Here is a 24,116-nt window from a genome sequence, read left to right on the forward strand (position 1 = left end):
CGGCCCCGGCCGGGTCGGCGCGCGCCGACCCGGCCGGGGCCGAGCGGGACCGGGCGCTGGCGCGCGCCGACGCCGAGGCGACCGGCCGCGCTCAGGCCCTGGCCGAGGCGGCCGAGGCGCGCACGCGGGCGGAACGAGCGGACAAGCAGGCGGCGGAGCTGGAGAGGCGGACGGCGCGCCGGATGGCCAAAGCCGAGGAACGAGCCGCCGAGAAGATCGCCGAGGCGGGGGAGCGCGCGGCGGCCAGGGTCGCCGAGGCCCTCGCCGAACGCGACGAGGCCCGCATGCGACTGGCCATGGAACAGATGCGCCTGACGGATCTGCGCGAGCAGATGGAGGCACTGCGCGCCGAGTCCGCCCAGCTCAGGGAACGCGCGATCACCGCTGAGCTACGGGCGGAGCCCGGCTGAGTCTCCGGGCTCGCGGGCCCCGCCGGGCCTCGGCCGAGGCGGAACCGGCGTGCGGCGTCCCGGGCCCGTCACGCCCCGGCGCCTCGTGCCGGTCACCGGCGGACGGCGCGGAGGGGGCGGTTCGGGGGGGAGCGGCAGCCGGGGGCGGTGCCTGCCCGGCCACAGAACGGCGACGGTGACGATCGCGGAGATCGTCAGCAGCACGCCCAGCAGAATTTCGAGAAGCGCGGTGGTCGGCATCGAGTCCTCCCTCGGCCTCGTTGTGGTCGTGTGACGACGAGGACGAAGGTCTTCCCACACCCTCGCGTCACGCGAGGGCCACCCCGCCGGGCCTCCCTGCGCTCGGGGGCCGTGATGACGATCAGGGTGTCGGACGGTGGGTACTCCCCTCCGTGTCAATTTCACTATCCGCGCAGCTCAGGCCATAGTCAAACGCCCCCGGAGTGCGGGCCGGCGCGGGAGCCCCCTAACCTGGTGGGACGAGGGGAGTACTTCCCAAGAGCCGATCCGGTCAGTACGGACGTTCCGCGACGTCCCCGGACGGCCGCCCGCAGGCGCAGGCGAAGGAGACCTCGAACAGCCAAGCGCGTTCGAGGAGGTTTTATGTCCGCCGAGGCGATCCTGCCGGTAGCCGATCTTGAAACGATCGGTTCACCACGACTGTGGACGATCACCGTGGCCGCCCTGATGGTCCTGCTGGCCGTGGACTTCATGCTGACCCGGCGCCCGCACGAGGTGCGGATGCGCGAGGCGGTGGGCTGGTCGGTCTTCTACCTGGCGCTGCCCCTGCTGTTCGGCGTCTACGTGTGGGGGGCCTTCGGGTCCAAGGTGGGGGTGGAGTTCTTCACCGGCTACGTGGTGGAGAAGTCACTGTCGGTCGACAACCTGTTCGTGTTCATGCTGCTGCTGTCGGCCTTCGCGGTCCCCGACGCGCTGGCCCAGCGCGTCCTGCTGTACGGCATCATCGGGGCCCTGGTGCTGCGCGCGATCTTCATAGCGCTCGGGGCGGCCGTCCTGCAGAGCGGCACCTGGGCGTTCCTGCTGTTCGGCGGAATACTGATCGTCACCGCCTGGAAGATCATCAAGGACGCGCTGAGCGGGCAGAAGCACGAGGTCGACATCTCCGCCATGCGCTCGGTCCGGCTGCTGCGGCGCTTCATGCCGGTCACCGACGCCTACCACGGCTCCCACCTGGTCGTCCGCGAGAACGGCCGCCGCGCCCTGACCCCGCTGGCGCTGGCCATCGTGGCCGTCTTCGCCACCGACATCGTCTTCGCCGTCGACTCGGTGCCCGCGGTGTACGGCGTGACCGAGGACCCCTTCCTCGTCTTCGCCACCAACGCCTTCGCGCTGCTGGGCCTGCGGGCGCTCTACTTCGTGCTCCTGGGCGTCCTGACGAAGCTGCGGCACCTGAACCACGGGCTCGGCGTCATCCTGGCCTTCATCGGGGCCAAGCTCGTCCTGCACTGGGCGCACGGCATCTGGACGTGGGTCCCGGAGATCCCCACGCTGATGTCGCTGGGGGTCATCGTCGTGGTCCTGGTCACCGTCACGATCACGAGCGTGTACGCCAACCGCCGCGACGAGAAGCCCTCCTCCCCGCCCGCCGGACCCGATCCCCGCTCGCGACCGGCGCCCTAGCGTTCCGCCGTCCCGGGGTCCCGCCGTCCCAGGACTCCGGGACGGCGGGGTCGGCGGTCGTGGCAGCGGCACGGCAGCGATGCGGAGATCGCGGAGATTTCCGATGACGAGCCCCCGGGGGCGTTCGGCCGATGGCGGCATCGCTCCGGGAGGAGCCCGTACGTCCGCGGCGGACGGCGAAAGGCGAAGACAGGGGCGAGAAAGACGAAGGCCAGGAGATCGGTCACTCCTTGCCACTTTCAACGTATAGCGCACCGGGGGGCTTGCGGCAAGACCCGGGTCGTGCTGCAGAATCATCGGCCGAGGCCAGGACCTGGGGAAATCAGGGGTCCGCGCAGTAAGCGCGCTTTGTCGGCATATAGGGCTCACAGGACGTCGAACCGCAGGTGGGACCCACCGCGCGGAGACGCGGGTGTGCGCGCCGCCGGACCGCGCGGAGCGGCTGGCCGGAACACGACGTTGTCGAATGGGGGGTTTCATGATCGACGTGATCATCGCCGGTGGCGGACCGACCGGCTTGATGCTGGCCGCCGAGTTGCGGCTGCACGGCGTGCACGTGATCGTGCTGGAGAAGGAGAAGGAGCCGACCGCGTACGTCCGTTCGCTCGGCCTGCACGTGCGCAGCATCGAGGTGATGGACCAGCGCGGCCTGCTGGAGCGGTTCCTCGCGCTCGGCCGGCAGCACCCGGTCGGCGGTTTCTTCGCCGCCATCACCAGCCCCTCGCCCGAGGGGCTGGACACCACGCATCCCTACGTCCTCGGCATCCCGCAGCCCACCACCGACCGCCTGCTCGCCGAGCGCGCCGTCGAGCTCGGCGCCGACCTCAGGCGTGGCCACGAACTGACCGGGCTGAGCCAGGACGAGCACGGGGTGACCGTCGAGCTGGCCGACGGCACCCGGCTGCGCTCGCGCTACCTCGTCGGCTGCGACGGCGGCCGCAGCACGGTGCGCAGGCTGCTCGGTGTCGGCTTCCCCGGCGAGCCCTCCAGAGCCGACACGCTGCTGGGCGAGATGGAGGTGACCGCGCCACCGGAGACGCTGGCCGCCGTGGTGGCCGAGGTCCGCAAGACCCACCTGCGGTTCGGCGTCGGCCCCTTCGGGGAGGGCGTGTACCGCGTCGTCGTGCCCGCCGAGGGAGTGGCCGAGGTCCGCTCGGTCCCGCCGACCCTTGAGGACTTCAAGCGGCAGTTGCGGGCCTTCGCCGGCACCGACTTCGGGGTGCACTCGCCGCGCTGGCTGTCCCGGTTCGGTGACGCCACCCGGCTGGCCGAGCGCTACCGGACCGGCCGGGTGCTGCTGGCCGGCGACGCGGCGCACATCCACCCGCCGACCGGCGGGCAGGGACTCAACCTCGGCATCCAGGACGCGTTCAACCTGGGGTGGAAGCTGGCCGCCGAGGTGAACGGCTGGGCACCGGAGGGGCTGCTGGACAGCTATCACACCGAACGGCACCCGGTCGCCGCCGACGTGCTGGACAACACCCGCGCGCAGATGGAGCTGATGTCCACCGAGCCGGGACCGCAGGCGGTGCGGCGGCTGCTGGCGGAGCTGATGAGATTCGAGGACGTGAACCGCCACCTGATCGAGAAGATCGTCGCGATCGGGATCCGCTACGACTTCGGCGAGGGGCACGCACTGCTCGGCCGGCGGATGCGGGACGTGACACTGAAGCGCGGCCGCCTCTACGAGCTGACGCGCGGCGGCCGCGGACTGCTGCTCGACCAGACCGGACGGCTCTCGGTGACGGGCTGGGCGGACCGGGTCGACCACGTCGTCGACGTCGGCGAGGAGCTGGACGTGCCCGCGGTGCTGCTGCGGCCGGACGGTCACGTGGCGTGGGTCGGTGAGGACCAGCGGGAGCTGCTCGACCGGCTGCCCAGGTGGTTCGGCGCCGCCGGCTGAGCGCGGGCACGGCCGGAAGGGGCGGGACCTGTTCGCGGCCGGGGCCGGCGCGTTCGTGACCGGGACCGGCGCGGCCAGGGGACGCCGCCCCGCCGGCCCCGGCTGGGCGGCGTCCCCTGAAGCGCGCTCGCCGTCGCCCTCGGTGCCGAACGGCCGCTCGGCCTGCGCGGCGAAACCGATGACGCCAGGTCTCCGCCCCCCGAGGCGTCGGTCGACCCCGCGGCTAGCAGGTGCCCCGGTTGTAGACCCGGAACGTGACGGCCCAGGACCCGACGTAGCTCGCCGAGCCGGGGGTCACGCAGAAGTAGCGGTTGCCGCCGATGAGGTAGGTCACGAAGATCCTCTCGTTGGCCGTGGTGCAGTTCTTGTACATCGCGGCACTCCCGTCCCGGTACATGCCGCAGGGGTTGGCCGCCACGGGGATTCGTACGCCGCCGGACGGGGTCTGCGCGGCGTGGGCCGGCTGGCCGATCAGCAGCGCCGCGCCGGCGGTCAGGACCGTGGCGGCGAGGGTCGCGGCGGGCCTGCGGTGTGCGTTCATGGTGGTCTCCGTCGTTCGGGTCGGTCACATGTGCCGACTTTTCGGGAAATCAGGTAAGGAAGTCCGCCGGGCTCCGGGCCGGATTCCCGCTCCCTCGCCTGATGAGGCGAGGCGGGGCTTCCGGCCCGGGCCCGTACCGGGACCGCCCGGCGGCTGCTCCTCGTCGTGGCTCACCGGTCGTGTCCGACCCGGTCACCGCGTCGAACGTCAGCCAAGCCGCCTCGCCGAGGCGTCCAACAGGGCCGCGGACGGACTCGTCCGGAATCGATCCACCGGGCAGCCGGGTTCGGACACGCGGGGCGACGGCTCGGACGCCGCCGGACATGACGGGGCCAGGACGGGCCGGGGAGCACGGCCGAGAGGAGCCGGGTTCGGCCTGGCCCGGCGGTGGCCCCCGCCGCGTTTCCGGCACCAGGGCCGGTGGGCCGACCCGGACCGCGTCGAGTTCGCCTGATTTCGCCCCTGCCCGCCCCCCGGCCGGGTGTCGGCGGTGACTCGTCTCAGGTGCCGTCGCCGGTGCGCGGGCCGTACCGGTGCAGCGCCTCGACCTCCTGGTAGGAGGGCACCTCGCCGGTGACCGGTTCGCCGCCGGCCACCGCGAGCGCCGTGGTGACGGCCGCGCGCAACGCCACCCGGAACAGCAGCGAGCCGTAACTGAGGCGGGCCACGCCCAGCCCGGCCAGCCGTCGCACCGGCACACCGGGCTGGACGAGCACGTTCAGCGGCACCCCCGCCCCGGCCACCAGCGCCTCGATGTCCCGCTCGGCACTCGCGCCCGGCACGAAGACCCCGTCGGCCCCCGCCTCCGCGTAGGCGCGGGCCCTCTCCAGCGCCTGAGCCCGGGCGTCGGGCAGCCCCAGCCAGAACGCGTCGGTGCGCGCGTTGAGGAACACCTCGGGAACCCGTCGCTTGACCACCGCGACCAGTCGCGTCTGTGCCGGGAGGCCGGCCAGGTGGTCCCCGCGCCCGTCTTCGAGGTTGACCCCCGCGACCCCCAGCCCCGCCAGCTCCGCCACCAGGTCGGCGACCTCGCCGGGTGCCTCGGCGAACCCCGCCTCGATGTCCACCGTCACCGGGATCCCCAGCCTCGTCGCCGTCCGTGCCAGCGTCAGCGTCTCCTCCCGCGTCGCCCGCCCGGCGTCCGGCTTGCCCGCCGCGGCCGCCACCCCCAGGCTCGTCGTCCCGATCGCGGCGAACCCCGCCCGCGCCAGGGCCGCCGCGGAGGCGTGATCCCACGCGCAGGGGAGCAGCAGCGGCTCGTCCGCGTGGTGCAGCGCCCTGAACCGCGCGAACGTCATCGGGTCGCCGCCTCGATCGTCCCGGCCGCCAGGGCCAGCGCGACCCGCCTGCCCGGGCAGGCGCGCGGTCCCGCCCCGAACGTCAGGTGCTCCGGTTCCTCTCCGGTACGCGCGAGGCCCGGGAGGCGGGCCGTCCCGGGGTCCTTACCGGCCGCCGCGACGTCGAGCACCACGGTCCTTCCACCGGGCGCCCTGCGGCGCAGCGTCCGGACCGGAGGATCATGGCGCAGCGTCTCGTCCAGCAGTTCCCGCACCGGCCACGCCCCGGTCGTGCGCGACCGCGCGAACCGTTCCGGTGCGGCGGCCAGGGCGGCGCTGACCAAGGCGGTCATCGGGCCGTACGCCTGGGCGAGCAGCCCCGCCACCACCGCCAGCCGCTCCGGAGCCGGGTCGCCCAGCAGGCGCGAGAGCCGCACCAGCCCTTCGTCGGCCGTGCCGGGACCCGCCTCATCGGGTCCCGGTCCGGGCAGGTAGGCCGGGGCGATCGCCGCGACGGCCTCCACGGCCTCGGGCCCGTCTTCGACCCGCACCCCCAGGGCGACGGCCAGGACCAGCACCGGGACCGCCTCCGGGGGACAGGGGAGAGGGCCGGTCCCTCGCGAGGCGAGCCGGAAGGCCTCGGCGCGCAGCGCGTCCGGGTCCAGTCCGGCCAGTACCGCCTCCACCTCGGCCCTGCGCTCGGCGTGCGCCGATCCCTCGGCGAAGCGGCCGACCGCTCCGCGCAGCCACGCCACGGTCGGCGCGAACGGCGGGCGCGGTACGGGGTCGACGGTGAACCGGGAGTCGGCCAGCACGGCCCGTATCTCGGCGGGACGGCTCAGGACCAGTGGATCGGATGTCATCGGTGCTCCTCGGGCGAAGGGGAGGCGCGGGGCCGCCACGCTCCGCGCCGGAGAGCGCGTGGTGCGGTGTCCCGCGGCTCGGCGATGCCCGAAGGCTAGACGCCGGACGCTTCGGCCCCTGTCGAAGCGTCCGTGCGAGACAGGCGGCGGCCATGACCTGGCCGCCCCTTACGTGCCGCCGCTGTTCGGCGACCTCGCCACGGGCTTTCCCGCCCGCTTCCCCGCTCGCTTTCCGCCCGCCTTCCCGTGGAGCGGGAGCTGGGGCGTGTTCCCGTCCGGCACCGTGCTTCCCGTCCGGCACCGTGCGCGCATCGCGCCCCGCGTGCCCGCCGGCATCCGAATCGGCGCGGGTTCTCGCCTCACCGTGCCGACGGGCGGAGTGACGAGGCGGCACGGGTGACGCAGGCCGAGGCGAAGGCGACGATGGCCGGGTGTGGGCGGCTGCCGTCTCCGGCCAGCTCCGGCTGGAAGAGGGTGGCCAGGAAGAACGGATGGCCCGGCAGCTCCAGGACCCGTACCAGCCCCGCCTCGTCGTGGCCGGTGAAGCGCAGCCCGGCCGCCTCCAGCGCGGGCACGTAGTCGGCGTTGAGCCCGAAGGCGCAGGAGTATCTCTCCACGGTCCTCTCGGCGCCGACGACCTTCTCGGCCAGCGATCCCGGCGTGAGCCGGACGGCGTCCTCGTGGCCCGCCAGCGAGCACGCCAGCGGGAGCAGCAGCAGGTCCTCGGCCCCCGGGTCGTTCTCGGCGTGCGCGACGGACAGGCCCAGCACGTTGCGCGCGTACTCCAGCAGGGTGTGCTGGAAGCCCCCGCAGGTGCCCAGGAACGGGATGCCGTGCTCGCGGGCGGTGCGGGCGGCGTCCACCGCGCCGGCCTCGCTGCGGTACGGGCTGCCGGGCACCATCCAGACGCCGTCGAACCCCTCAAGGCCGGTGGCCTCGGTGGTGGGGATCCAGTAGGCGTCCAGCGCCAGCCCGTCGCGCTCGCGCAGCGCCTCCAGCAGGACGGGGATGCGGGCGTGGGACCGGACGGAGGGTGACTTGTCGCCCACCAGGGCGATTCTCGCGGTGGTCATGCCTCGATCCTGGCCCCGGTACCCCGGTAAGCACCAACGATGATTACTGGTGGGCCGATAAGCGATACTGATGCACCGTGGACCCGCACCTGCTGCGCACGTTCGTCACCGTCGTCGACCGGCGGTCCTTCTCCGCCGCCGCCACCGAGCTCGGCTACACCCAGTCGGCGGTCTCGCAGCAGATCGCCGCGCTGGAGGCCGACCTGGGGCTGGAGCTGCTGCACCGCCGCCCGGTGGCGCCCACCCGGGCGGGGGAGCGCCTGCTGGAACACGCCGGACCGCTGCTGCTGCGCCACCGGGCCGCCCGCGCGGACGTGCTGCGCGCCGCGGCGGGACCGGCGGGGCGGCTCGCGGTGGCCGCCTCCCCGCTGGCCTGCACCCCGGGGATCGTGCGGAGCCTGCCCCCGGGATGCGGACTGCGCACCGTCGCCCGCGAGCGCGTCGCCGCCGAGGTCGCCTCGGGCGCGGCCGGTCTGGGCCTGGTCGACGGGATCGCCGCCCCCAGCGACCCGCTGCGGCTCCCCGACGTGGGACCGCTGTCGGGCTTCGGGATCACCGAGGAGGAGCTGGTGGTGGTCCTGCCCGAGGGCCACCCGCTCTCGCGCCGGCGCGGTCTGGACCTGGCCGATCTGACCGACGCCCTGTGGCTGCGGGCGCCGGTCGCCGTACCGGTGGAACGGCTGCGCGAGCTGGCCGGCGGGGGCGGGTTCCGCGCCGCGTCCCGCTACGACGGCGAGGACGTGCGCACGGTGCTGAACCTGGTCGCCGCCGGGCACGGGCTGGTCCTGCTGCCCGCGTCCGTGGCCGCCGAGGCGGCCGGGACCATCGGGGCGACCGGGGCGACCGGGGCGACCGGGGCGACCGGGGTGGCCGGGGCGGCGCGGGGGGTGCCGCTGAGCTCGCCGCGCGTGGTGCACCGGGTGGAGGCCCTGTACGCCGAGGCCGCCGGCCCGGCCGCCGCGCTCGCCGCTCAGCTGCGCCAGCCGCCCTCGTCCACCCCGCCGGGCACCGCCGCCTCCGGGTCGTAGGGGGTGCGGGTGAAGACGAAGGTGTTGAGGTCCAGGTGGCTGGGCGTGCCGTCGGGCCTGCGGACCACCCGCAGGGTCTCGCCCGCGTAGTAGCCGTCCAGCCCCAGCCAGGTCCCGTCGGCCTGGGCGGCGAACCGCGAGGCCCGTCCCGCGCCGCCGACCGGGTTGAGGGAGACCCCGCCCTCGGGCAGCAGCCGCAGCGCGTACGCGCTGGGTCCCCAGTACCACGGGCCGGTCAGCTCCAGCAGGCCCGCGGTGTCGGCGACGGGCTCCCACTCGTCGGGCAGGCGCGGCTCGTGCTGGTCGAGGATCGCCAGCAGGTCGGTCAGCAGGTTGCGGCTGACGCCCGCGGTGGAGTTGGCGGTGAACAGCACGCCGACCTTGTCGGACGGGTCGGCCCACACCGTGGCCAGGAAGCCCGGCATGGAGCCGGTGTGGCCGGCCAGGCGGCGGCCGCCCGCGCGGGCCAGCTGCAGGCCCAGGCCGTACCCGCCGGTCCAGGCGTCACCGTCGTCGACGGTCGCGGGCTCGCGCATCTCCGCCACGGTGTCCGGGGCGAGCACGCCCCCGGTGTCCCCGGCCACGAACGCCGCCCACCGGGCGAGGTCGGCGGGGGTGGACCACAGCTGCCCGGCCGGGGCCATGGAGACCGCGTCGTGCTCGGGTTCGGGCAGCAGCACGTCCGCCCAGGGGTGCACGGCGTAGCCGGTGGCGTGCGGGGCGCGCGGCCGCGCGGTGGTGTCGCGCATGCCCAGGGGCAGCAGGATCTCCTCCTGCACGGCCTGGGCCCAGTTCACGCCGCGGTGCCGGGCCACCAGCTCGCCCAGCAGGGCGAAACCCACGTTGGAGTAGTGGTAGCGGCGGCCGGGCCGGTGCTTGGCCGCCTCGGGGCCGAGCCCGGCGACGAGCTCGGCGACAGGCACGCCCGGGGTCCGCTCCCACCACTGCCCCGGGGACTCGGCGCTCAGCCCCGAGGTGTGCGACAGCAACTGGGCGATGGTCACCTCGCCGACCCGCAGGTCGGGGATGTGCTTGCCGACCGGGTCGAGCAGGTCGACCTTCCCCTCGTCGCGCAGGCGCATCACCACGGCGGCGACCAGGCTCTTGGTGATCGAGCCGATCCGGTACTGGGTGACGGGGGTGGGGGCGATCCCCTCCACCCGGCCCCGCGCGCCGAACCAGGCGAGCTCCCCGTCGCGCACCACCGCGGCGGTCAGCGAGGGCAGGCGTCCCTGGGCCTGCTCCACCGCGATCCTGCGCAGCAGCGCGCGAGCCGTACTCTCCAGAACCGGCGACATCAAATGGCTCCTCACCCGACACGAAAACCCAACCTGAAAAAGTGTCCCCAGGTTAGTGCCGTCCGAGCCGGGAGGGCATCGGCGGCGACCCGGCACGAAACCGGTCACCGAACCGGTCACCGAACCGGTCAGGAATCGAGAAGCGCCCGCCCCCGGGCCGCGCCTAGCGTGATCGCCATGGACATCACCGGTCACGCGACCTTCCTGCCGCACGACGACCCGGACGCCTCGCCGGCCTTCCACCGCGACGCTCTCGGCTTTAAGGTCCGCGGCGACGGCCGACCCGGCACCTTCACGCGCGTGCGGGCCGGGGGCGCCCAGGCCGCCCAGGAGCCGGCCCGGCAGCCGTACGGGGTCCGTGACCGCGCCTTCCGCCACCCCGCGGGCAACCTGACCAGGATCAACGAGATCCGCTGATCCGTCCGGCGACCACGGCCATGGCCCGGACGGACGGCCCGCATCGGCCGGACGGGTTTCGTGCCACCCCGGCCGGTGCCGCCGATCGGATGGACAGCGGGCCGTCGCCGCGACCGCGCCGACGAAGGACGAGCGGACGTACTGCTCGAAACTGGTTAGATCGAGCCAGGCGACGCCGAACACAGATGGAGACACGATGAGCATGACCCCGCGGACGGACGCGCAGTCGCCTGCGCCGCACGATGCCGACAGCCACGACCTGATCCGCGTGCACGGCGCGCGCGAGAACAACCTCAAGGACGTCAGCATCGAGATCCCGAAGCGCCGGCTGACGGTGTTCACCGGCGTCTCCGGCTCGGGCAAGAGCTCGCTGGTGTTCAGCACGATCGCCGCGGAGTCCCAGCGGCTGATCAACGAGACCTACAGCACCTTCGTGCAGGGCTTCATGCCGACGCTGGCGCGGCCCGAGGTCGACGTGCTCGAAGGGCTGACGACCGCGATCATCGTCGACCAGCAGCGGATGGGGGCCAACATCCGTTCCACGGTCGGCACGGCCACCGACGCCAACGCGATGCTGCGCATCCTCTTCAGCCGGCTCGGACAGCCGCACATCGGCTCGCCCAACGCGTTCTCCTTCAACGTCCCCACGGTCCGGGCGAGCGGTGCGATCACGGTCGAACGCGGCGCCCGCAAGACCGAGAAGGCGACCTTCACCCGCGTCGGCGGCATGTGCACGCGCTGCGAGGGCCAGGGCGCGGTCTCCGACATCGACCTCACCCAGCTCTACGACGACTCCAAGTCGCTCGCCGAGGGCGCGTTCACCATCCCGGGCTGGAAGTCGGACAGCTTCTGGACCGTACGGGTCTACGCCGAGTCGGGCTTCGTCGACCCGGACAAGCCGATCGGCAAGTACACCGAGAAGGAGCTGCACGACTTCCTCTACAAGGAGCCGGTCAAGGTGAAGGTCGACGGCGTCAACCTCACCTACGAGGGACTGATCCCGAAGATCCAGAAGTCGTTCCTGTCCAAGGACCGGGAGGCGATGCAGCCGCACATCCGGGCGTTCGTGGACCGGGCGGTCACCTTCACCACCTGCCCCGAGTGCGAGGGCACCCGGCTCAGCGAGGCGGCCAGGTCGTCGCGGATCGGCGGGATCAACATCGCCGACGCGTGCGCGATGCAGATCAGCGACCTCGCCGAATGGGTCCGTGGCCTCCGCGAGCCGTCGGTGGCGCCGCTGCTCGCCTCGCTGGGGCACACCCTCGACTCGTTCGTGGAGATCGGGCTGGGCTACCTCTCGCTCGACCGGTCCTCGGGCACGCTGTCGGGTGGTGAGGCGCAGCGCGTCAAGATGATCCGCCACCTCGGTTCCTCGCTCACCGACGTCACCTACGTCTTCGACGAGCCCACCGTCGGCCTGCACCCCCATGACATCCAGCGGATGAACGACCTGCTGCTGCGACTGCGGGACAAGGGCAACACGGTGCTCGTCGTGGAGCACAAGCCGGAGGCGATCGTGATCGCCGACCACGTCGTCGATCTCGGCCCCGGTGCCGGTACGGCGGGCGGCACCGTCTGCTTCGAGGGCACCGTCGAGGGGCTGCGGGCCAGCGGCACCATCACCGGCCGCCATCTCGACGACCGGGCCGCCCTCAAGGAGACGGTGCGAAAGCCCACCGGCACGCTGGAGATCCGCGGCGCGGCGAAGCACAACCTGCGCGACGTCGACGTCGACATCCCGCTCGGGGTGCTCACCGTCGTCACCGGCGTCGCCGGGTCCGGCAAGAGCTCGCTCGTGCACGGGTCGCTCCCCTCCGGCGCGGGTGTGGTGTCGATCGACCAGGGGGCGATCCGCGGCTCGCGACGGAGCAACCCGGCGACGTACACCGGGCTGCTCGACCCGATCCGCAAGGCGTTCGCGAAGGCCAACGGTGTGAAGCCGGCGCTGTTCAGCGCCAACTCCGAGGGTGCCTGCCCCGCCTGCAACGGCGCCGGCGTCATCTACACCGACCTGGGGATGATGGCCGGTGTCGCCACCACCTGCGAGGAGTGCGAGGGGAGGCGGTTCCAGGCGTCGGTGCTGGACCACCATCTCGGTGGGCGCGACATCAGCGAGGTGCTCGCGATGTCGGTGGTCGAGGCGGAGGAGTTCTTCGGCGCGGGGGAGGCCCGCACGCCGGCCGCGCACGCCGTCCTCGGCCGGCTCGCCGACGTCGGGCTCGGCTACCTCAGCCTCGGCCAGCCGCTCACCACGCTGTCCGGCGGCGAGCGGCAGCGGCTCAAGCTGGCCACCCACATGGCGGAGAAGGGCGGCGTCTACGTCCTCGACGAGCCGACCACCGGCCTCCACCTCGCCGACGTCGAGCAGCTGCTCGGCCTGCTGGACCGGCTCGTCGACTCCGGCAAGTCGGTCATCGTCATCGAGCACCACCAGGCGGTGATGGCGCACGCCGACTGGATCATCGACCTCGGCCCCGGCGCCGGCCACGACGGCGGCCGGATCGTCTTCACCGGCACCCCCGCCGACCTCGTCGCCGCCCGCTCCACCCTCACCGGCGAGCACCTCGCGGCCTACGTCGGCGCCTGAGCGGGGCCCTCGCGGACGCCGTGGGACGAGTTCCCTGAGCTGTTGGGACTCCCGGTGTGAAGCACGTGGGACGGCGGGGGCGCCGTCCCACGTGGCGAAAGGGGTGACCGGGCCGGTCAGGAATCGAGAAGCGGGGGTTACCGAGCCGCAACTAGCCTGGCCGTCATGGACATCACCATTCAGGCGACCTTCCTGCCGCAGGACGCCCCGGACGCCTCGCCGGCCTTCCACCGCGACGCTCTCGGCTTCGAGGTCCGCGGCGACGCGGGGTATGACGGGATGCGCTGGGTCACGGCCGGTCCCGCCGGGCGGCCCGGCACGTCCATGGTCCTGGTCACGGCGACGGCATGAGCGGCACCGCGCAGGCGCCGTCCGCACCGGTACCGGCATCGGCCGGGGCGGCGGGACGGCCGTCGGTTCCGGACCTGTCGCCGCCGGTCCGGATCACCGTCGCGATGGCCGCCGCCCGGCCACGGGCCGCCGTGGGCCGGACATGACCGCCCCCGCGGGGCCGCGCATCACGGCCATGACCTCCGAGCACGCCGCCCAGGTGCTGGCCATCTACCAGCTCGGCATCGACGAAGGCCAGGCCACCTTCGAGACCGCCGTCCCGACCTGGGAGCGGTTCGTGGCGGCCAAGCTGCCCGCCCACCGCCACGTCGCCGTCGACCAGGCCGCCGACACCGACGGCACCGGCGACGGCCGGGTGCTGGGCTGGGTCGCGGCGGTCGCGGTCTCCGACCGGTGCGCCTACGCCGGGGTGGTGGAGCACTCGGTCTACGTCCACCCCGCCGCCCGGGGCCGCGGCGTCGGCTCCGCGCTGCTCGCGGCTCTGATCGCCTCCACCGAGGCCGCCGGGATCTGGACGATCCAGTCCGGCGTCTTCCCCGAGAACACCGCCAGCCTCGCCCTGCACGCCCGCGCCGGTTTCCGGGTGATCGGCACCCGGGAGCGGATCGGCCGCCACCACGGCCTCTGGCGCGACGTCGTGCTGATCGAGCGACGCAGCCCGGTCATCTCCTGACAGGGCCACCGCCTGGGCGGGCCCTGTCAGGAGATGACCGGGCCCGCCCAGGTGGTGGCCCGGAACGGCTCACCGGCCGGGGGCGGTGGCCAGGTCGAGCCGGGGCGGGGGCGCGGCCGAGCCGGTCGGCCCGGCCGCGCGGGCCGGTGCCGTCGTCGCCGGGCTCTTCCGTCCGGCTGTCGCCCGGGGTGACGTGGCGCGCGCGTACTCACCGCCGTACTCACAGCCGGGCGTGAGCGGCCCGCCTCTCCCGCAGGACCGCCGCGCTCCGGTGGCACCACTCCCGGTTGCCCTGCTCGAAGGCGAGACCGCGCAGGCAGGTCAGGTAGGGGCCGACACGTTCACCGTGGCGCAGGAACTCCTCCTCACTCCTGTCGCCGCGCATCTGCCGCAGCAGCCCGCCGAACAGTTCGATCTTGGCGTCGGCGAAGGCGGCCCGTTCCATGAGCTGGGCGATCACCTCGCCGGTGTCGACGTGGTCGGCGGCCTGGACCTTGACGAGAAGGTCGTCGCGGATGAAGGAGGGCTTGCCGGCGGTCGCCGCGAACCGCTCCAGCTCGGCCAGACCGGTCTCGGTCACCCTGAACAGGCGCTTGTTGGGCCGGCTGTCCTGGACCACCTCCCGGCCGGAGACCAGCCCTTCCCTCTCCAGCTTGGCCAGCTCGGCGTACAGCTGCTGGGGCAGGGCATGCCAGAAGTTCGCCACGCCCGTGTCGAACGCCTTGGCCAGCTGGTATCCGCTGAGCTCCTCGTCCAGCAGTGCCGCCAGCACGGCGTGTCGCAACGTCATCGAGACGCCCCCATTCCCTCTTTCCCGGCGGATGCCTGCCATGATAGTCAATTAAGTGACTAATCACTTTGTTGACTATTGGGATGCAACCATGACCACCGCAGACCGCTTCCGGGCCGCCGTCGAGCGTCGCGACCTCACCGCTCTGGGTGACCTGTTCACCGACGACATCCGTTTCTACAGCCCGGTGAAGTTCACCCCCTTCGAGGGCAAGCCCATGGTCGTGGGGCTCTTCGGTGTCCTGTTGCGCACCTTCGAGGACGACTTCCGCTACATCGGGCACCTCGACGGCGCCGCCCAGACCAGCGCCGACGGTACCGAGGTCCCGTCGGTCGTCCTGCTGTTCCGGGCCACCGTGCGCGGCAAGCAGATCCACGGCATGGACCTCCTCCAGTTCGACCAGGACGGCCTGATCAAGGAGTTCACCGTGATGGTCCGCCCGCAGTCCGCGGTCCAGGCCCTGGGGGAGGCGGTCCTCGCCGGTCTCGTCGCCGACGGTCTCGCCCCGGCCCCCGCCCCGGCCTCGGCCGATCACTGAGCGCGCCCGCCGTCGCCGGCGTACGGCCCTCGGACCGCTTCACGGTCCCGCCGACCCGGCATCGGGCGCCCCCGACGCTCCCTGACCGGCGGGGAAACGGTTCAGAGCCAGGTGGTGCCGAGCCAGGCGGTCGCCGCGGCGGCCGCCAGGAGGGCGATGTTGAGTCCGATCTGCCGGACCTCGCCGCGGCTCAGATGGACCACGATGCCGCCGATCTGGATCAGGACGAGGCCGATCGCCGCGGCGATGGCGAGCCAGGGCGCGATCCCGGTGAGCGGCGGCAGGACCAGGCCGGCCGCGCCGAGGACTTCCAGGACCCCGATCAGGCGGACGATCGGCATGGGAACGGTGTCGACCCAGCCCATCATCGGCTGGAGCCGCTCCTGGCTCTGGGTGACCTTCTTGCCTCCGGCGTAGAGGTAGAAGGCGGCCAGGAGCGCCGCGACGATCCAATAGGAAATCTCCATGGAGGACACCTCGGGGGCTAGTGACGTGACGCCGGCCACGATGGTTACCAGGCGTAAGTAGCCCCATGATGCGTCACTATTGAAAGCCGTACAAAAGGCACACACGTGTGCGTTACCCACAGGGGATCGTCATGTCGGAGTACGAGCACACCTGCATGATCCGAGGAGACGGCGGGCGGACGATCCGCGCCATCCTCGACCGCATCTGCAACAAGTGGACGTTGCTGATCGTGGCGACCCTCGACCAGGGGAGGCTGCGCTTCACCGACCTGCACCAGCAGGTCCCCGGGATCTCCCAGCGCATGCTGACCCTGACGCTCCGGAACCTCGAACGCGACGGCCTGGTCTCCCGGACCGTGCACGCCGAGGTCCCGCCACGAGTCGAGTACGCGCTGACCCTCACCGGCAAGAGCCTCATCCCACCCGCGCTCGCCCTCGCCGGCTGGGCCATCGAGCACATCTCGCACATCGAGGCCAGCCGGGAGTCCTACCAGGCCCGGGACCCGAAACCGGCGACCCGGGACTGACGGCCCCACGGCCCGATGCCCCGCCCGCGGCCACCTCCCCCTGACGCTCCGGCGACGCCGACGTTCGCGGTCTTGATCGTGGTGACGCGGTTGTGGCCGGTCCCGCGGTCGCACGGCAGGCAGCGGTCAGCGCACCAGGCCCGGCACCACGTTTATCCCGTCCTGGCGGAGCGGGAACAGCTCCCTGCTCCGGCCCGTCCGCACGTCCACCGCGTAAACCACCGACGGCCTGTCCGGCCGCCCCGGGACGGCCAGCGCGGTCACCTCCGCGGGGTTCAGCCAGCCGCCGAGCTTCGACAGGTGGAGCCCCTCCCCGATGCCGGATACCAAGATACGGGTCTCCCCGCCGCCGCGCAGCGCGTCGAAGACGATGATCGAGCCGTCCTGTCGCATCGTCTGCCGCCGATTCCGGTCGGTGCTCCGCCCCAGCCTGGCGAGTGTCCTCCCGTCGGGCGCGAGGGCGCTGTAGTAGTACGTGAAGTCCTGGATGGTGATCGGCTTGTGGCCGAGCACCCACACCTGGCTGGTCATGTCGTACGGCTTGGCGAGCACGACGGGCCCGGACCCGTCCGACACGCTCACCGGCCACCAGCCGCGCTTGAGGTCGGTCACCGTTCCCCGTGCCATGTCCACCAGCTTGTTCGGCTCCCGCCGCCCGCCCCACCCCGACACGACGAACCGCAGCCCGCCGGGGGACAGCCGCAGGGCGAACTCGACCGCGAAGTCCTCCGCGGGCTGCTTCAGCGGCGCCTTCCACGTCCTGCCGCTCGCCAGGTCGCGCACCACGATCCGGCGATGCTCCGAGCTGTAGTAGGCGATCCTGCGGCCGTCCGCCGTGACCTCCAGCGGCCCCTTCTCGAACGCCTCGTCCAGCTCGTAGATATCGCCCCCGCCGGTCACGATCCGCCAGGCGCGCCTGGGACACGGATCTCCGATCATCGGGCACGACTGCCGGTACGCCTGCTCGACCGGCCCGACCCCCTTGGCGGGCAGCGGAGGCACCGTCGTCTTCGGCGGGGTGAGCACGACCGGGGGCGCGGGGCGTACCTGCTGGAGCAGTGTGACGCCACCGCCCGCGACCAGGCAGGTCACGGCGGCGGCCACCACGGCCAGGCGGGTCGCGCGCCTCCTGCGCGCACCCCGCACCGCCCGGTCCGCCAGGTCGACGGCGGGCGCCCGCTCGGCCAGCGCGTGCAGATCCTCACGAAGGATGTTCACCGGTACACCTCCTGGGGGGTGAGCGCGCGCAGTTTCGACAGCGCGTAGTTCGTCTGACTCTTGACGGTGCCGAGCGAGACGCCCATGAGCCGCGCGGTCTCGTGCTCGGAGCGGTCCTCGTAGAAGCGCAGCACGATCACCGCCCGCTGCTTCGGGGTGAGCTGGGCCAGCGTCTGGAGCAGGGCCAGACGGCGTACGGTCGCCTCGTCGTGCGGCTGCCCGGACTCGGCGAGTTCCGGCAGTTCGGCCCCGGGCAGCTCGACGTGCCTGCGCCGGCGCCAGGAGATGCTCTGGTTCACCAGGGCTCTGCGGGCGTACGCCTCGGGGTTGCCGCCCTTGGCGAGCTTGGCCCAGTGGGAGGCGACACGGGTGAGGACCGTCTGTAACAGGTCCTCGGCGAGATGGGCGTTCCCGGTGAGCAGGTACGCCGTCCGCATCAGCGATTGCTGGCGAGCGCGCACGAACTCATGGAACCCCTCGTAACGGTCCATGTATCGAAACAACTCCGCCGAGAGGCTCCAGGTTGGAACGTCAGCGTACTGAGCCGATCGTAGGTTTCGGGATTACCGGTGCCACGGGGCTGAGGTAGGCCAGGTGCGGGTCGGCGAAGAAGGCCCGGACGATGTCGGGACGCTTTCGCAGCCGGCGCGTGCCGCGGTGCGTGGCCGCGGCCGGCTCGTACTCACCGGCGACCGCCTGGCGTGCCACCCGGGCTTTCACGTCTCGTCGGCGAACACCACCGCCGCTCCCCGCGCAGGCCAGACGGCAGATCGCCGGGAAGGCCGCCGGGTCACGCCGCGGCACGGCGCAGGCCGGACACCCGTGCGGCCTTCCCTCGCCGTACTCCTTCCCCCTGCCCGTGCTGCCTTCCCTCGCCATGCCCTTCCCCTGCCGTGCTCCCTTTCTCGCCGTGCTCCGCGACGCGCGGCGATTGCGGTTGCGATGCGCGTCGGCGCACGCGTACTCTTCCGGCAACGCATTGACGGAGACGAGTAGTCACCGGATCAGGGCAGGCAGGAGAGAGCCGCCGGCAGCTGCGAAGGCGGCCCTGTCCCCGGTGACGAAGACCCTCCCGAGTGCGGGGAGAAACGGCGTCCGCGCCCAATGCCCCGCCGGCCGGCCCCCGTCACCGGGCCCATCGAGGCCGCCGTCGTCACGGCGGTGAAAGTGCGGTGGCACCGCGAGTTCCCTTCTCGCCCGCACTCCCAAGGGATCACCACTCACTGCCAAGAGGTTTGTGATGATCTCCTCATCCACGACTGTCCTGCCCGCCGGCAGAACCCTGGCCTCGGAGCTCCCGCGGCGAATCGGCCGGCAGGTGACCGTCCAGGGCTGGCTCCATCGCCGGCGAACCCTGAAATCCGTGGTCTTCCTCGTCCTGAGAGACCGCTCCGGCCTGGTCCAGGCCGTGGTCACCGGCCCCGAGGCCATGACCGCGGCCGGCGGCCACCCCGAAGAGACGGTCCTGCAGATCACCGGGACCGTGACCGCCAACCCCCAGGCCCCCGGCGGAGCCGAGGTGACCTCCCCGGTGGTGACCGCCCTGTCGGGACCGGCCGAGGCCCCGCCGTTCGACCTCTACCGTCCCTCGGTGCCGGCCACCCTGCCGACCATCCTCGACCACGCCCCGGTCACCCTGCGCCATCCGCTGCTGCGGGCGCCCCACGCCATCTCCGCGGTCTCGGTGGCGGGTTTCCGCGCGACGCTGGACGCGCTCGGCTTCACCGAGATCCACACCCCCAAGGTGGTGGCCTCGGCGACCGAGTCCGGCGCCAACGTCTTCGGGATCGACTGGTTCGGCACCCGCGCCTACCTCGCCCAGTCGCCGCAGTTCTTCAAGCAGGCCATGGTCGGCGTCTTCGAGCGCGTCTACGAGACCGGACCGGTCTTCCGGGCCGAGCCCCACGACACCGCGCGGCACCTGGCCCAGTACACCTCGCTGGACGCCGAGCTCGGCTTCGTCACCGACCACCGGGACGTGATGGCCGTGTTGCGCGAGGTCCTCGCGGGCATGACGGCCGCCGTCGGGCGGCACGCGGGCGAGGAGTGCGCGCTGCTGGGCGTCGACCTGCCCGACGTCCCGGAACGGATCCCGGAGATCCACTTCGCCGAGGCCCAGGAGCTCCTGGCCGCCCACACCGACGAGGACCCGCGAGGCGAGCCGGACCTCGCCCCGGCCCACGAACGCTGGCTGTCGCGATGGGCGCTGCGCGAGCACGGCAGCGAGTTCCTGTTCGTCACCGGCTACCCGATGTCCAAACGTCCCTTCTACACCCACCCCGAGCCGGGCAGGCCGGAGTACTCCAACAGCTTCGACCTGCTCTTTCGCGGCCTGGAGCTCGTCACCGGCGGCCAGCGCCTGCACCGCCACGACGACTATCTCGCGGCCCTGGCGGCTCGCGGGGAGTCGCCGGAGCCGTACGCCGGCTATCTCGCCGCCTTCCGGCACGGGATGCCCCCGCACGGTGGCTTCGCCCTCGGCCTGGAGCGGTGGACCACCCGGCTGACCGGCGCCGACAACATCCGCCGCGCCACCCTGTTCCCCCGTGACCTCCACCGGCTGACCCCGTGACGCCACCGGGTGCGGCCCGTTCCGGGACACCACCGGAACGGGCCGCACCCGGCCGGTCGTCACGACAGCATGTCGCTCGCGTAGCGGGCGTACACGGCGGCGCAGCGGCGCATGGCGGCCTCGTCGACGTACTCGTCGGGGCCGTGCGAGACGTCCAGGCGGCCCGCCCCGTAGCCGAAGGCGGGGATGCCGAGCTGGGCGTACCAGCGGGTCTCCAGGATGCCCGCGCACATCTCGAACCGGGCGGGCGCTCCCTCGACGTCGCCGACGACGCGGGCGAGCGCGACGGCCGCGGGATGGTCTCGCCCGGTGCCGGCGGAGGGCTGCAGCTGGGTCGTGCGGATCGACACGTCGGCGCCGATCTCGCGGGCGGCCTCCTCGACGAGGCCGGTCAGGCGTTTGAGCTCGCCCTCCAGGTCCTCTTCGGGGTTGTAGCGGCCGTCGACGGTGAAGAAGGCCGAGCCGGGCACGACGTTGAAGTTGGAGCCGGCGCCGGACAGGCCGCCGACGACGACCATGCTGCCGCGCGCGTCGCCGGCGTTCATCGGGAGGCCGGTGTGCCGCCCGGCCATCTCGGCGGCGTACCGCTCGACGGGACGGGCGATGTGCAGCATCTGCTGGAAGGCGTTGACGCCGAGGTTCGCCTGCCCGACGTGGGCCTCGCGGCCCCGGATGTCGACGCGGACGGAGACGGCGCCGCGGGCGGCGTTCCAGATGGCGCCACCGCTGGGTTCGGCGGTGACCATGGCCAGCGCGGCCGGGTCGATCAGCCCGGCGGCGCGCAGGTGACCGGCGCCCACGACGCTGCCGGTCTCCTCGTCGCACACCAGGTGCACGACGATCCGCCCGTCGCCGAGCAGTCCCAGCTCCCTGGCGGCCGCGGCGCCGTAGAGCATGCTGACGATGCCGCCCTTCATGTCCGCCGTGCCCCGGCCGATGATCTTCCCGTCGCGGCGTACGGCCGTGAACTGCCCGCGGTCCTGGGCGGGCACCACGTCGAAGTGGCCGTGGAAGTAGACGAGCCCGTCACCGTCGCCCGCGGTGCCGCGTACGAGGCACGGCTCTTCGAGCTCGCCGGACGGGTCGGCGAGTTCGATGATCTCGGGGGAGAGGCCGAGACGGTCCATCGCCTCGCGCAGCACCCGCGCGCAACGGCCCAGCGCGAGGCCGGGCGGGTTCTCGGAGCCGACGGCCACGAGGCGTTCGAGAAGCCCCGCCATCTCCTCGGCCCGTTCGTCCAGCCAGGCCCCGACCTGTGCGGCATGGTTCGTCATGGGTTTCGCCTCTCGCCGGACGGTGTCATGGTGCCGCCTTCTCCGGAGCCGCGCCTTTCCGGAGCCAGCGGACGGGTATGGACGGGTATGGACGGGTACGGATAGGCGCGGGGGAAAGCGGGCGTTCATGCCCCGAAACGCAATTGGTGTAATTCTAGGTCGAAATCAACCTCATATGGTTTCCAGTTCTGGCTGTAAAGTCGCGACGTGAGCAATGAATACACACTGGACGCCATTGATCGCGAAATTTTGTCTCACCTTCGCCGGGACGGCCGGTTGACCAATGTCCGGGTCCAGCCGAGATATCGGGAAAACCGGCCATGAGTCGATCTTGACGCCAGTTTCCCCAGGCAGACGTACGGTCAGCGGTCAACCGTGATCAGTTTGAGGGCGTCTTCCTTGTCCTTGTCGGACGGCAAGCTGTACCGCCGGGTGGTCTCCAGGCGGGCATGGCCAAGGATCTCGGCAACCAGGACCAGGTCGGCCTTGCCGCGGACCAGCGTGGTGGCGAGCGTGTGGCGCAGGACGTGCGCCGTGGTGGGATCATCCAGCCCAGCGTTCTGAGCGATCTCGGCGATGATGCCGCCGGCGGCGCGGGCGCTCAGCCGTCCGCCCTTGGCGTTGAGAAATAGGGCACGGTTGTCGTCGGCGCGGGGCCAGTTGGGGCGCTCATCGAGCCAGAGCTGCAGCTCGGTGCGGAGTTTGGGGTGGATGTCGACCTCGCGGAACTTGCCGCCTTTGCCGTACAGGCGCAGCCTGCCCTTGCGGGCCGACATCTGGATGTCGTCGACGTCGAGGCGGACGACCTCGCTGATGCGGGCGCCGGCGTAGTACGGGATCAGCGCGATGCACCGGTCCCGGGGCGACAGATGCGCCTCCACGGCGCGTAGCCAGCGGATGCGGGAGCGTTCCTCCAGGACGCGGGGCGCGTTCTTGGGCAGGTCTTCGCGGGCGATGTCGGCCTTGCCCAGGCCCCGGCGGGTGTAGAAGTCGTCCAGGGCGGTGAGGGCGGAGTTGACGTAGACGCGGCTGCGTTTGGCGGGGCCGTCGCGCAGCAGCCACATCCGGTAGTCGCGCACGGCCCAGTCCCGCGCCTGCCGATCGGAGAGAGGGTCGGCGGTGTAGGTGGCGGCGTGGTCGGCCAGCCAGGCCAGGTACATGCGCACGCGGGAGCGGTAGGTGCGCCGGGTCTCGGCCGTCAGTGGCGCGCGCTCCAGCGTGGCGGCGTACTCGTCGAGGATGACGTCATATGCGGGCGGCAGCCTGGTCGGTCGGGCGCCCGGACGGGGCTTCGTAATCTCGGAAGCGGATCCGGGCTTCTGGAGAGATCCGGGTTGCGTAATCTCGGAAGTCACATCTGGGAGTGTACTTCCGAGATGGCGTCAATCTCGGAAGTACGGCGGATTCGTCCGGCGATTAATGCAGTGAGACTCGTAGTCCGGGAATGATCACGCAGTGCGGGATCACGGGTTGTGGAAGGTGACTTCGGGGTTGGCCGGGGTGGGGGCGTCGAGCAGGGGTTGTTTCGTGCCCTTGAGGTGCTGGTCGAAGAAGGCCGCGACGTAGGAGCGGGTGAGCGCTATCCCACGTTCGGCGGCGATGGTGTCGGGGGACGGCGTGCCGATTTTGCTCTTCGGGATGGCCAAGTCGGTGAAACTGTCGTGCTCGGCTTGGGCGACGGTGAGCCAGCGCTTCCAGCCGTGCAGAGCCTGCCAGGTGTTGTCCCAGGTGTGGTCCTTGCTGGGGCTGTGGTCACTCTGGCTGCCCATCAGCAGGAAGGGACGCTTGCCGAGGCCGGTGGCGGGGAGGGTTGCGTTGATGGTGCCGTCGAGGTTGATCCCGGCCTTGACCCGTGTGTCGGTCAGCATGGTGGCGGAGGCGGCGTCGCCGCCGAGTGAGTGGCCGGCCATGCCGATGCGCCTGGGATTGATCAGGTTGGCGCGTTTCCAGGCTGGGTGGCGGCCGGTCAGCCGGTCCAGGACGAAGGAGATGTCCTTAGCGCGGTTCTTGGTGATGGTGGCCTTGCCGCCCTCGGGGGGTTTGGGCTGGTCGCACAGGGGTGCGCAGGTGAGCAGGCCGACGCCGGGGAAGGTTGTGCCGGAGGATTCGTAGGCGTGGTCGATCGCCGCGACGACGTAGCCGCGGCTGGCCAGGTCCTCGGCGAGGGAGGTGAGGCTGGCGCGGGGCAGGCCGAGGCCGGGTGAGACCACCACCAGCGGGTGGCGGCCGTTCTTGGGGCTCGTGCCGGTGTGGGCGTAGGTGCGGATACCGCTGATGATCTTAGCGGGCAGGTTGGTGCCAGGGGCCTTGCGTTGCAGGAAGGACGTGGCCTCTTCGGGAGTCATGTAGGGGGCTGGGTCGCCGGCGGCGGAGCGGGCGGGGTAGTACATCGAGACCATGAGCCGGCGTGGGCCTGATTCCGGTACCCAGGGGTCGTTGCGGCTCTTGTCGACCAGGTACAGGATGTCGCGGCCGACCGGATCGGGACCGGTGGGGCGAGGCAGTTCCAGCCGGAGGGTGGCCGGCGACGTGGTGGCGGCGAGGCTGGGTTGCGTGGCCAATGCGGTCGTCGTGGCGCAGGCCGTGGCGGACAGGGTGAGGCAGGCCGTCAGCGGAACGGCCAGCAGGCGCGGGGACATCAGAGTGTTCATCGATTCCTTTCGAACGT

The 24,116-nt window shown here is 72.2% G+C and carries 23 protein-coding genes and 1 pseudogene; 12 read left to right on the top strand and 12 right to left on the bottom strand.

Going from position 1 to position 24,116, the window contains the following annotated elements:
• From ACFFRH_RS42440 to rox, 3 genes and pseudogenes are all read left to right on the top strand, one after another.
• A pseudogene (locus tag ACFFRH_RS42440) lies at positions 1-410 on the top strand (hypothetical protein); the annotation flags it as partial.
• A 603-nt stretch (positions 411-1,013) separates the two neighbouring features.
• The gene (locus tag ACFFRH_RS42445; RefSeq protein ID WP_386163738.1) at positions 1,014-2,051 is read left to right on the top strand and encodes a TerC/Alx family metal homeostasis membrane protein; all 1,038 of its coding nucleotides are present in this window, start codon (positions 1,014-1,016) and stop codon (positions 2,049-2,051) included.
• 478 nt (positions 2,052-2,529) lie between these two features.
• On the top strand, positions 2,530-3,954 hold the full coding sequence (gene rox, locus ACFFRH_RS42450; protein WP_386163740.1) for a rifampin monooxygenase: 1,425 nt from the start codon (positions 2,530-2,532) through the stop codon (positions 3,952-3,954).
• Between the two features lie 223 nt (positions 3,955-4,177).
• Here rox and ACFFRH_RS42455 read toward each other — a convergent pair whose 3' ends face one another.
• The 4 genes from ACFFRH_RS42455 to ACFFRH_RS42470 form a co-directional block, all read right to left on the bottom strand.
• A complete protein-coding gene (locus ACFFRH_RS42455; RefSeq protein ID WP_386163742.1) occupies positions 4,178-4,495 on the bottom strand; it encodes a DUF6355 family natural product biosynthesis protein in 318 nt (105 codons plus the stop codon).
• 500 nt (positions 4,496-4,995) lie between these two features.
• Entirely contained in the window at positions 4,996-5,793 is a 798-nt protein-coding gene (locus ACFFRH_RS42460; RefSeq protein WP_386163744.1) for an isocitrate lyase/PEP mutase family protein, read from the bottom strand.
• Complete coding sequence (locus ACFFRH_RS42465) at positions 5,790-6,635, bottom strand: cytochrome P450 family protein (protein ID WP_386163746.1); 846 nt, start codon at positions 6,633-6,635, stop codon at positions 5,790-5,792. The genes ACFFRH_RS42460 and ACFFRH_RS42465 overlap by 4 nt, the downstream gene beginning before the upstream one ends.
• A 359-nt stretch (positions 6,636-6,994) precedes the next feature.
• Positions 6,995-7,708: a CTP synthase C-terminal region-related (seleno)protein gene (locus ACFFRH_RS42470; protein WP_386163748.1), complete on the bottom strand. Its 714-nt coding sequence runs from the start codon at positions 7,706-7,708 to the stop codon at positions 6,995-6,997.
• A gap of 77 nt (positions 7,709-7,785) precedes the next feature.
• Between ACFFRH_RS42470 and ACFFRH_RS42475 the strand changes: the two genes are divergently transcribed.
• Positions 7,786-8,736, top strand: a complete 951-nt coding sequence (locus ACFFRH_RS42475; RefSeq protein ID WP_386163750.1) for a LysR family transcriptional regulator — start codon at positions 7,786-7,788, stop codon at positions 8,734-8,736.
• On the opposite strand, the gene ACFFRH_RS42480 is transcribed toward ACFFRH_RS42475, so the two are convergent.
• Positions 8,679-10,034 carry a serine hydrolase domain-containing protein gene (locus ACFFRH_RS42480; RefSeq protein WP_386163752.1) on the bottom strand — a complete coding sequence of 452 codons (1,356 nt, stop codon included), beginning with the start codon at positions 10,032-10,034 and terminating at the stop codon, positions 8,679-8,681. The genes ACFFRH_RS42475 and ACFFRH_RS42480 overlap by 58 nt on opposite strands.
• Before the next feature lie 177 nt (positions 10,035-10,211).
• On the opposite strand from ACFFRH_RS42480, the gene ACFFRH_RS42485 reads away from it, so the two are divergent.
• The 4 genes from ACFFRH_RS42485 (at position 10,212) to ACFFRH_RS42500 (ending at position 14,062) form a co-directional block, all read left to right on the top strand.
• Positions 10,212-10,451 carry a VOC family protein gene (locus tag ACFFRH_RS42485; protein ID WP_386163754.1) on the top strand — a complete coding sequence of 80 codons (240 nt, stop codon included), beginning with the start codon at positions 10,212-10,214 and terminating at the stop codon, positions 10,449-10,451.
• A gap of 196 nt (positions 10,452-10,647) precedes the next feature.
• Positions 10,648-13,038 (top strand): ATP-binding cassette domain-containing protein, encoded by a 2,391-nt coding sequence (locus ACFFRH_RS42490; protein WP_386163756.1) that lies wholly within the window; start codon positions 10,648-10,650, stop codon positions 13,036-13,038.
• Between the two features lie 165 nt (positions 13,039-13,203).
• On the top strand, positions 13,204-13,389 hold the full coding sequence (locus ACFFRH_RS42495) for a VOC family protein (protein WP_386163758.1): 186 nt from the start codon (positions 13,204-13,206) through the stop codon (positions 13,387-13,389).
• Between the two features lie 142 nt (positions 13,390-13,531).
• Positions 13,532-14,062, top strand: coding sequence for a GNAT family N-acetyltransferase (locus ACFFRH_RS42500; protein WP_386163760.1), 531 nt, complete (start codon positions 13,532-13,534; stop codon positions 14,060-14,062).
• A 220-nt stretch (positions 14,063-14,282) separates the two neighbouring features.
• On the opposite strand, the gene ACFFRH_RS42505 is transcribed toward ACFFRH_RS42500, so the two are convergent.
• A complete protein-coding gene (locus tag ACFFRH_RS42505) occupies positions 14,283-14,852 on the bottom strand; it encodes a PadR family transcriptional regulator (RefSeq protein ID WP_386163762.1) in 570 nt (189 codons plus the stop codon).
• 91 nt (positions 14,853-14,943) lie between these two features.
• Here ACFFRH_RS42505 and ACFFRH_RS42510 point away from each other — a divergent pair, with 91 nt between their 5' ends.
• Positions 14,944-15,390 carry a nuclear transport factor 2 family protein gene (locus tag ACFFRH_RS42510; RefSeq protein WP_386163764.1) on the top strand — a complete coding sequence of 149 codons (447 nt, stop codon included), beginning with the start codon at positions 14,944-14,946 and terminating at the stop codon, positions 15,388-15,390.
• A 101-nt stretch (positions 15,391-15,491) separates the two neighbouring features.
• Here the strand turns inward: ACFFRH_RS42510 and ACFFRH_RS42515 are convergent, their stop codons facing one another.
• The gene (locus ACFFRH_RS42515; RefSeq protein ID WP_386163766.1) at positions 15,492-15,857 is read right to left on the bottom strand and encodes a DoxX family protein; all 366 of its coding nucleotides are present in this window, start codon (positions 15,855-15,857) and stop codon (positions 15,492-15,494) included.
• 107 nt (positions 15,858-15,964) lie between these two features.
• Here ACFFRH_RS42515 and ACFFRH_RS42520 point away from each other — a divergent pair, with 107 nt between their 5' ends.
• A complete protein-coding gene (locus ACFFRH_RS42520; RefSeq protein WP_386163768.1) occupies positions 15,965-16,384 on the top strand; it encodes a winged helix-turn-helix transcriptional regulator in 420 nt (139 codons plus the stop codon).
• A gap of 126 nt (positions 16,385-16,510) precedes the next feature.
• Here the strand turns inward: ACFFRH_RS42520 and ACFFRH_RS42525 are convergent, their stop codons facing one another.
• Positions 16,511-17,602 (bottom strand): hypothetical protein, encoded by a 1,092-nt coding sequence (locus ACFFRH_RS42525; RefSeq protein ID WP_386163770.1) that lies wholly within the window; start codon positions 17,600-17,602, stop codon positions 16,511-16,513.
• Positions 17,599-18,093, bottom strand: coding sequence for a SigE family RNA polymerase sigma factor (locus ACFFRH_RS42530; RefSeq protein ID WP_386163772.1), 495 nt, complete (start codon positions 18,091-18,093; stop codon positions 17,599-17,601). The genes ACFFRH_RS42525 and ACFFRH_RS42530 overlap by 4 nt, the downstream gene beginning before the upstream one ends.
• 749 nt (positions 18,094-18,842) lie before the next feature.
• On the opposite strand from ACFFRH_RS42530, the gene aspS reads away from it, so the two are divergent.
• The gene (gene aspS, locus ACFFRH_RS42535; RefSeq protein WP_386163774.1) at positions 18,843-20,174 is read left to right on the top strand and encodes an aspartate--tRNA(Asn) ligase; all 1,332 of its coding nucleotides are present in this window, start codon (positions 18,843-18,845) and stop codon (positions 20,172-20,174) included.
• Positions 20,175-20,233: 59 nt separating this feature from the next.
• On the opposite strand, the gene ACFFRH_RS42540 is transcribed toward aspS, so the two are convergent.
• Positions 20,234-21,448 carry a M20/M25/M40 family metallo-hydrolase gene (locus ACFFRH_RS42540; RefSeq protein ID WP_386163775.1) on the bottom strand — a complete coding sequence of 405 codons (1,215 nt, stop codon included), beginning with the start codon at positions 21,446-21,448 and terminating at the stop codon, positions 20,234-20,236.
• Positions 21,449-21,655: 207 nt separating this feature from the next.
• Between ACFFRH_RS42540 and ACFFRH_RS42545 the strand changes: the two genes are divergently transcribed.
• Positions 21,656-21,772, top strand: coding sequence for a winged helix-turn-helix transcriptional regulator (locus ACFFRH_RS42545; protein WP_386163777.1), 117 nt, complete (start codon positions 21,656-21,658; stop codon positions 21,770-21,772).
• A gap of 38 nt (positions 21,773-21,810) precedes the next feature.
• On the opposite strand, the gene ACFFRH_RS42550 is transcribed toward ACFFRH_RS42545, so the two are convergent.
• Positions 21,811-22,803, bottom strand: a complete 993-nt coding sequence (locus tag ACFFRH_RS42550) for a tyrosine-type recombinase/integrase (protein ID WP_386163779.1) — start codon at positions 22,801-22,803, stop codon at positions 21,811-21,813.
• Positions 22,804-22,911: 108 nt separating this feature from the next.
• Complete coding sequence (locus ACFFRH_RS42555; RefSeq protein WP_386163781.1) at positions 22,912-24,099, bottom strand: alpha/beta hydrolase family protein; 1,188 nt, start codon at positions 24,097-24,099, stop codon at positions 22,912-22,914.
• Positions 24,100-24,116 lie beyond the last annotated feature (17 nt).

Origin of the sequence: Streptosporangium vulgare, from assembly GCF_042428775.1 — a bacterium.
GTDB lineage: Bacteria > Actinomycetota > Actinomycetes > Streptosporangiales > Streptosporangiaceae > Streptosporangium > Streptosporangium vulgare.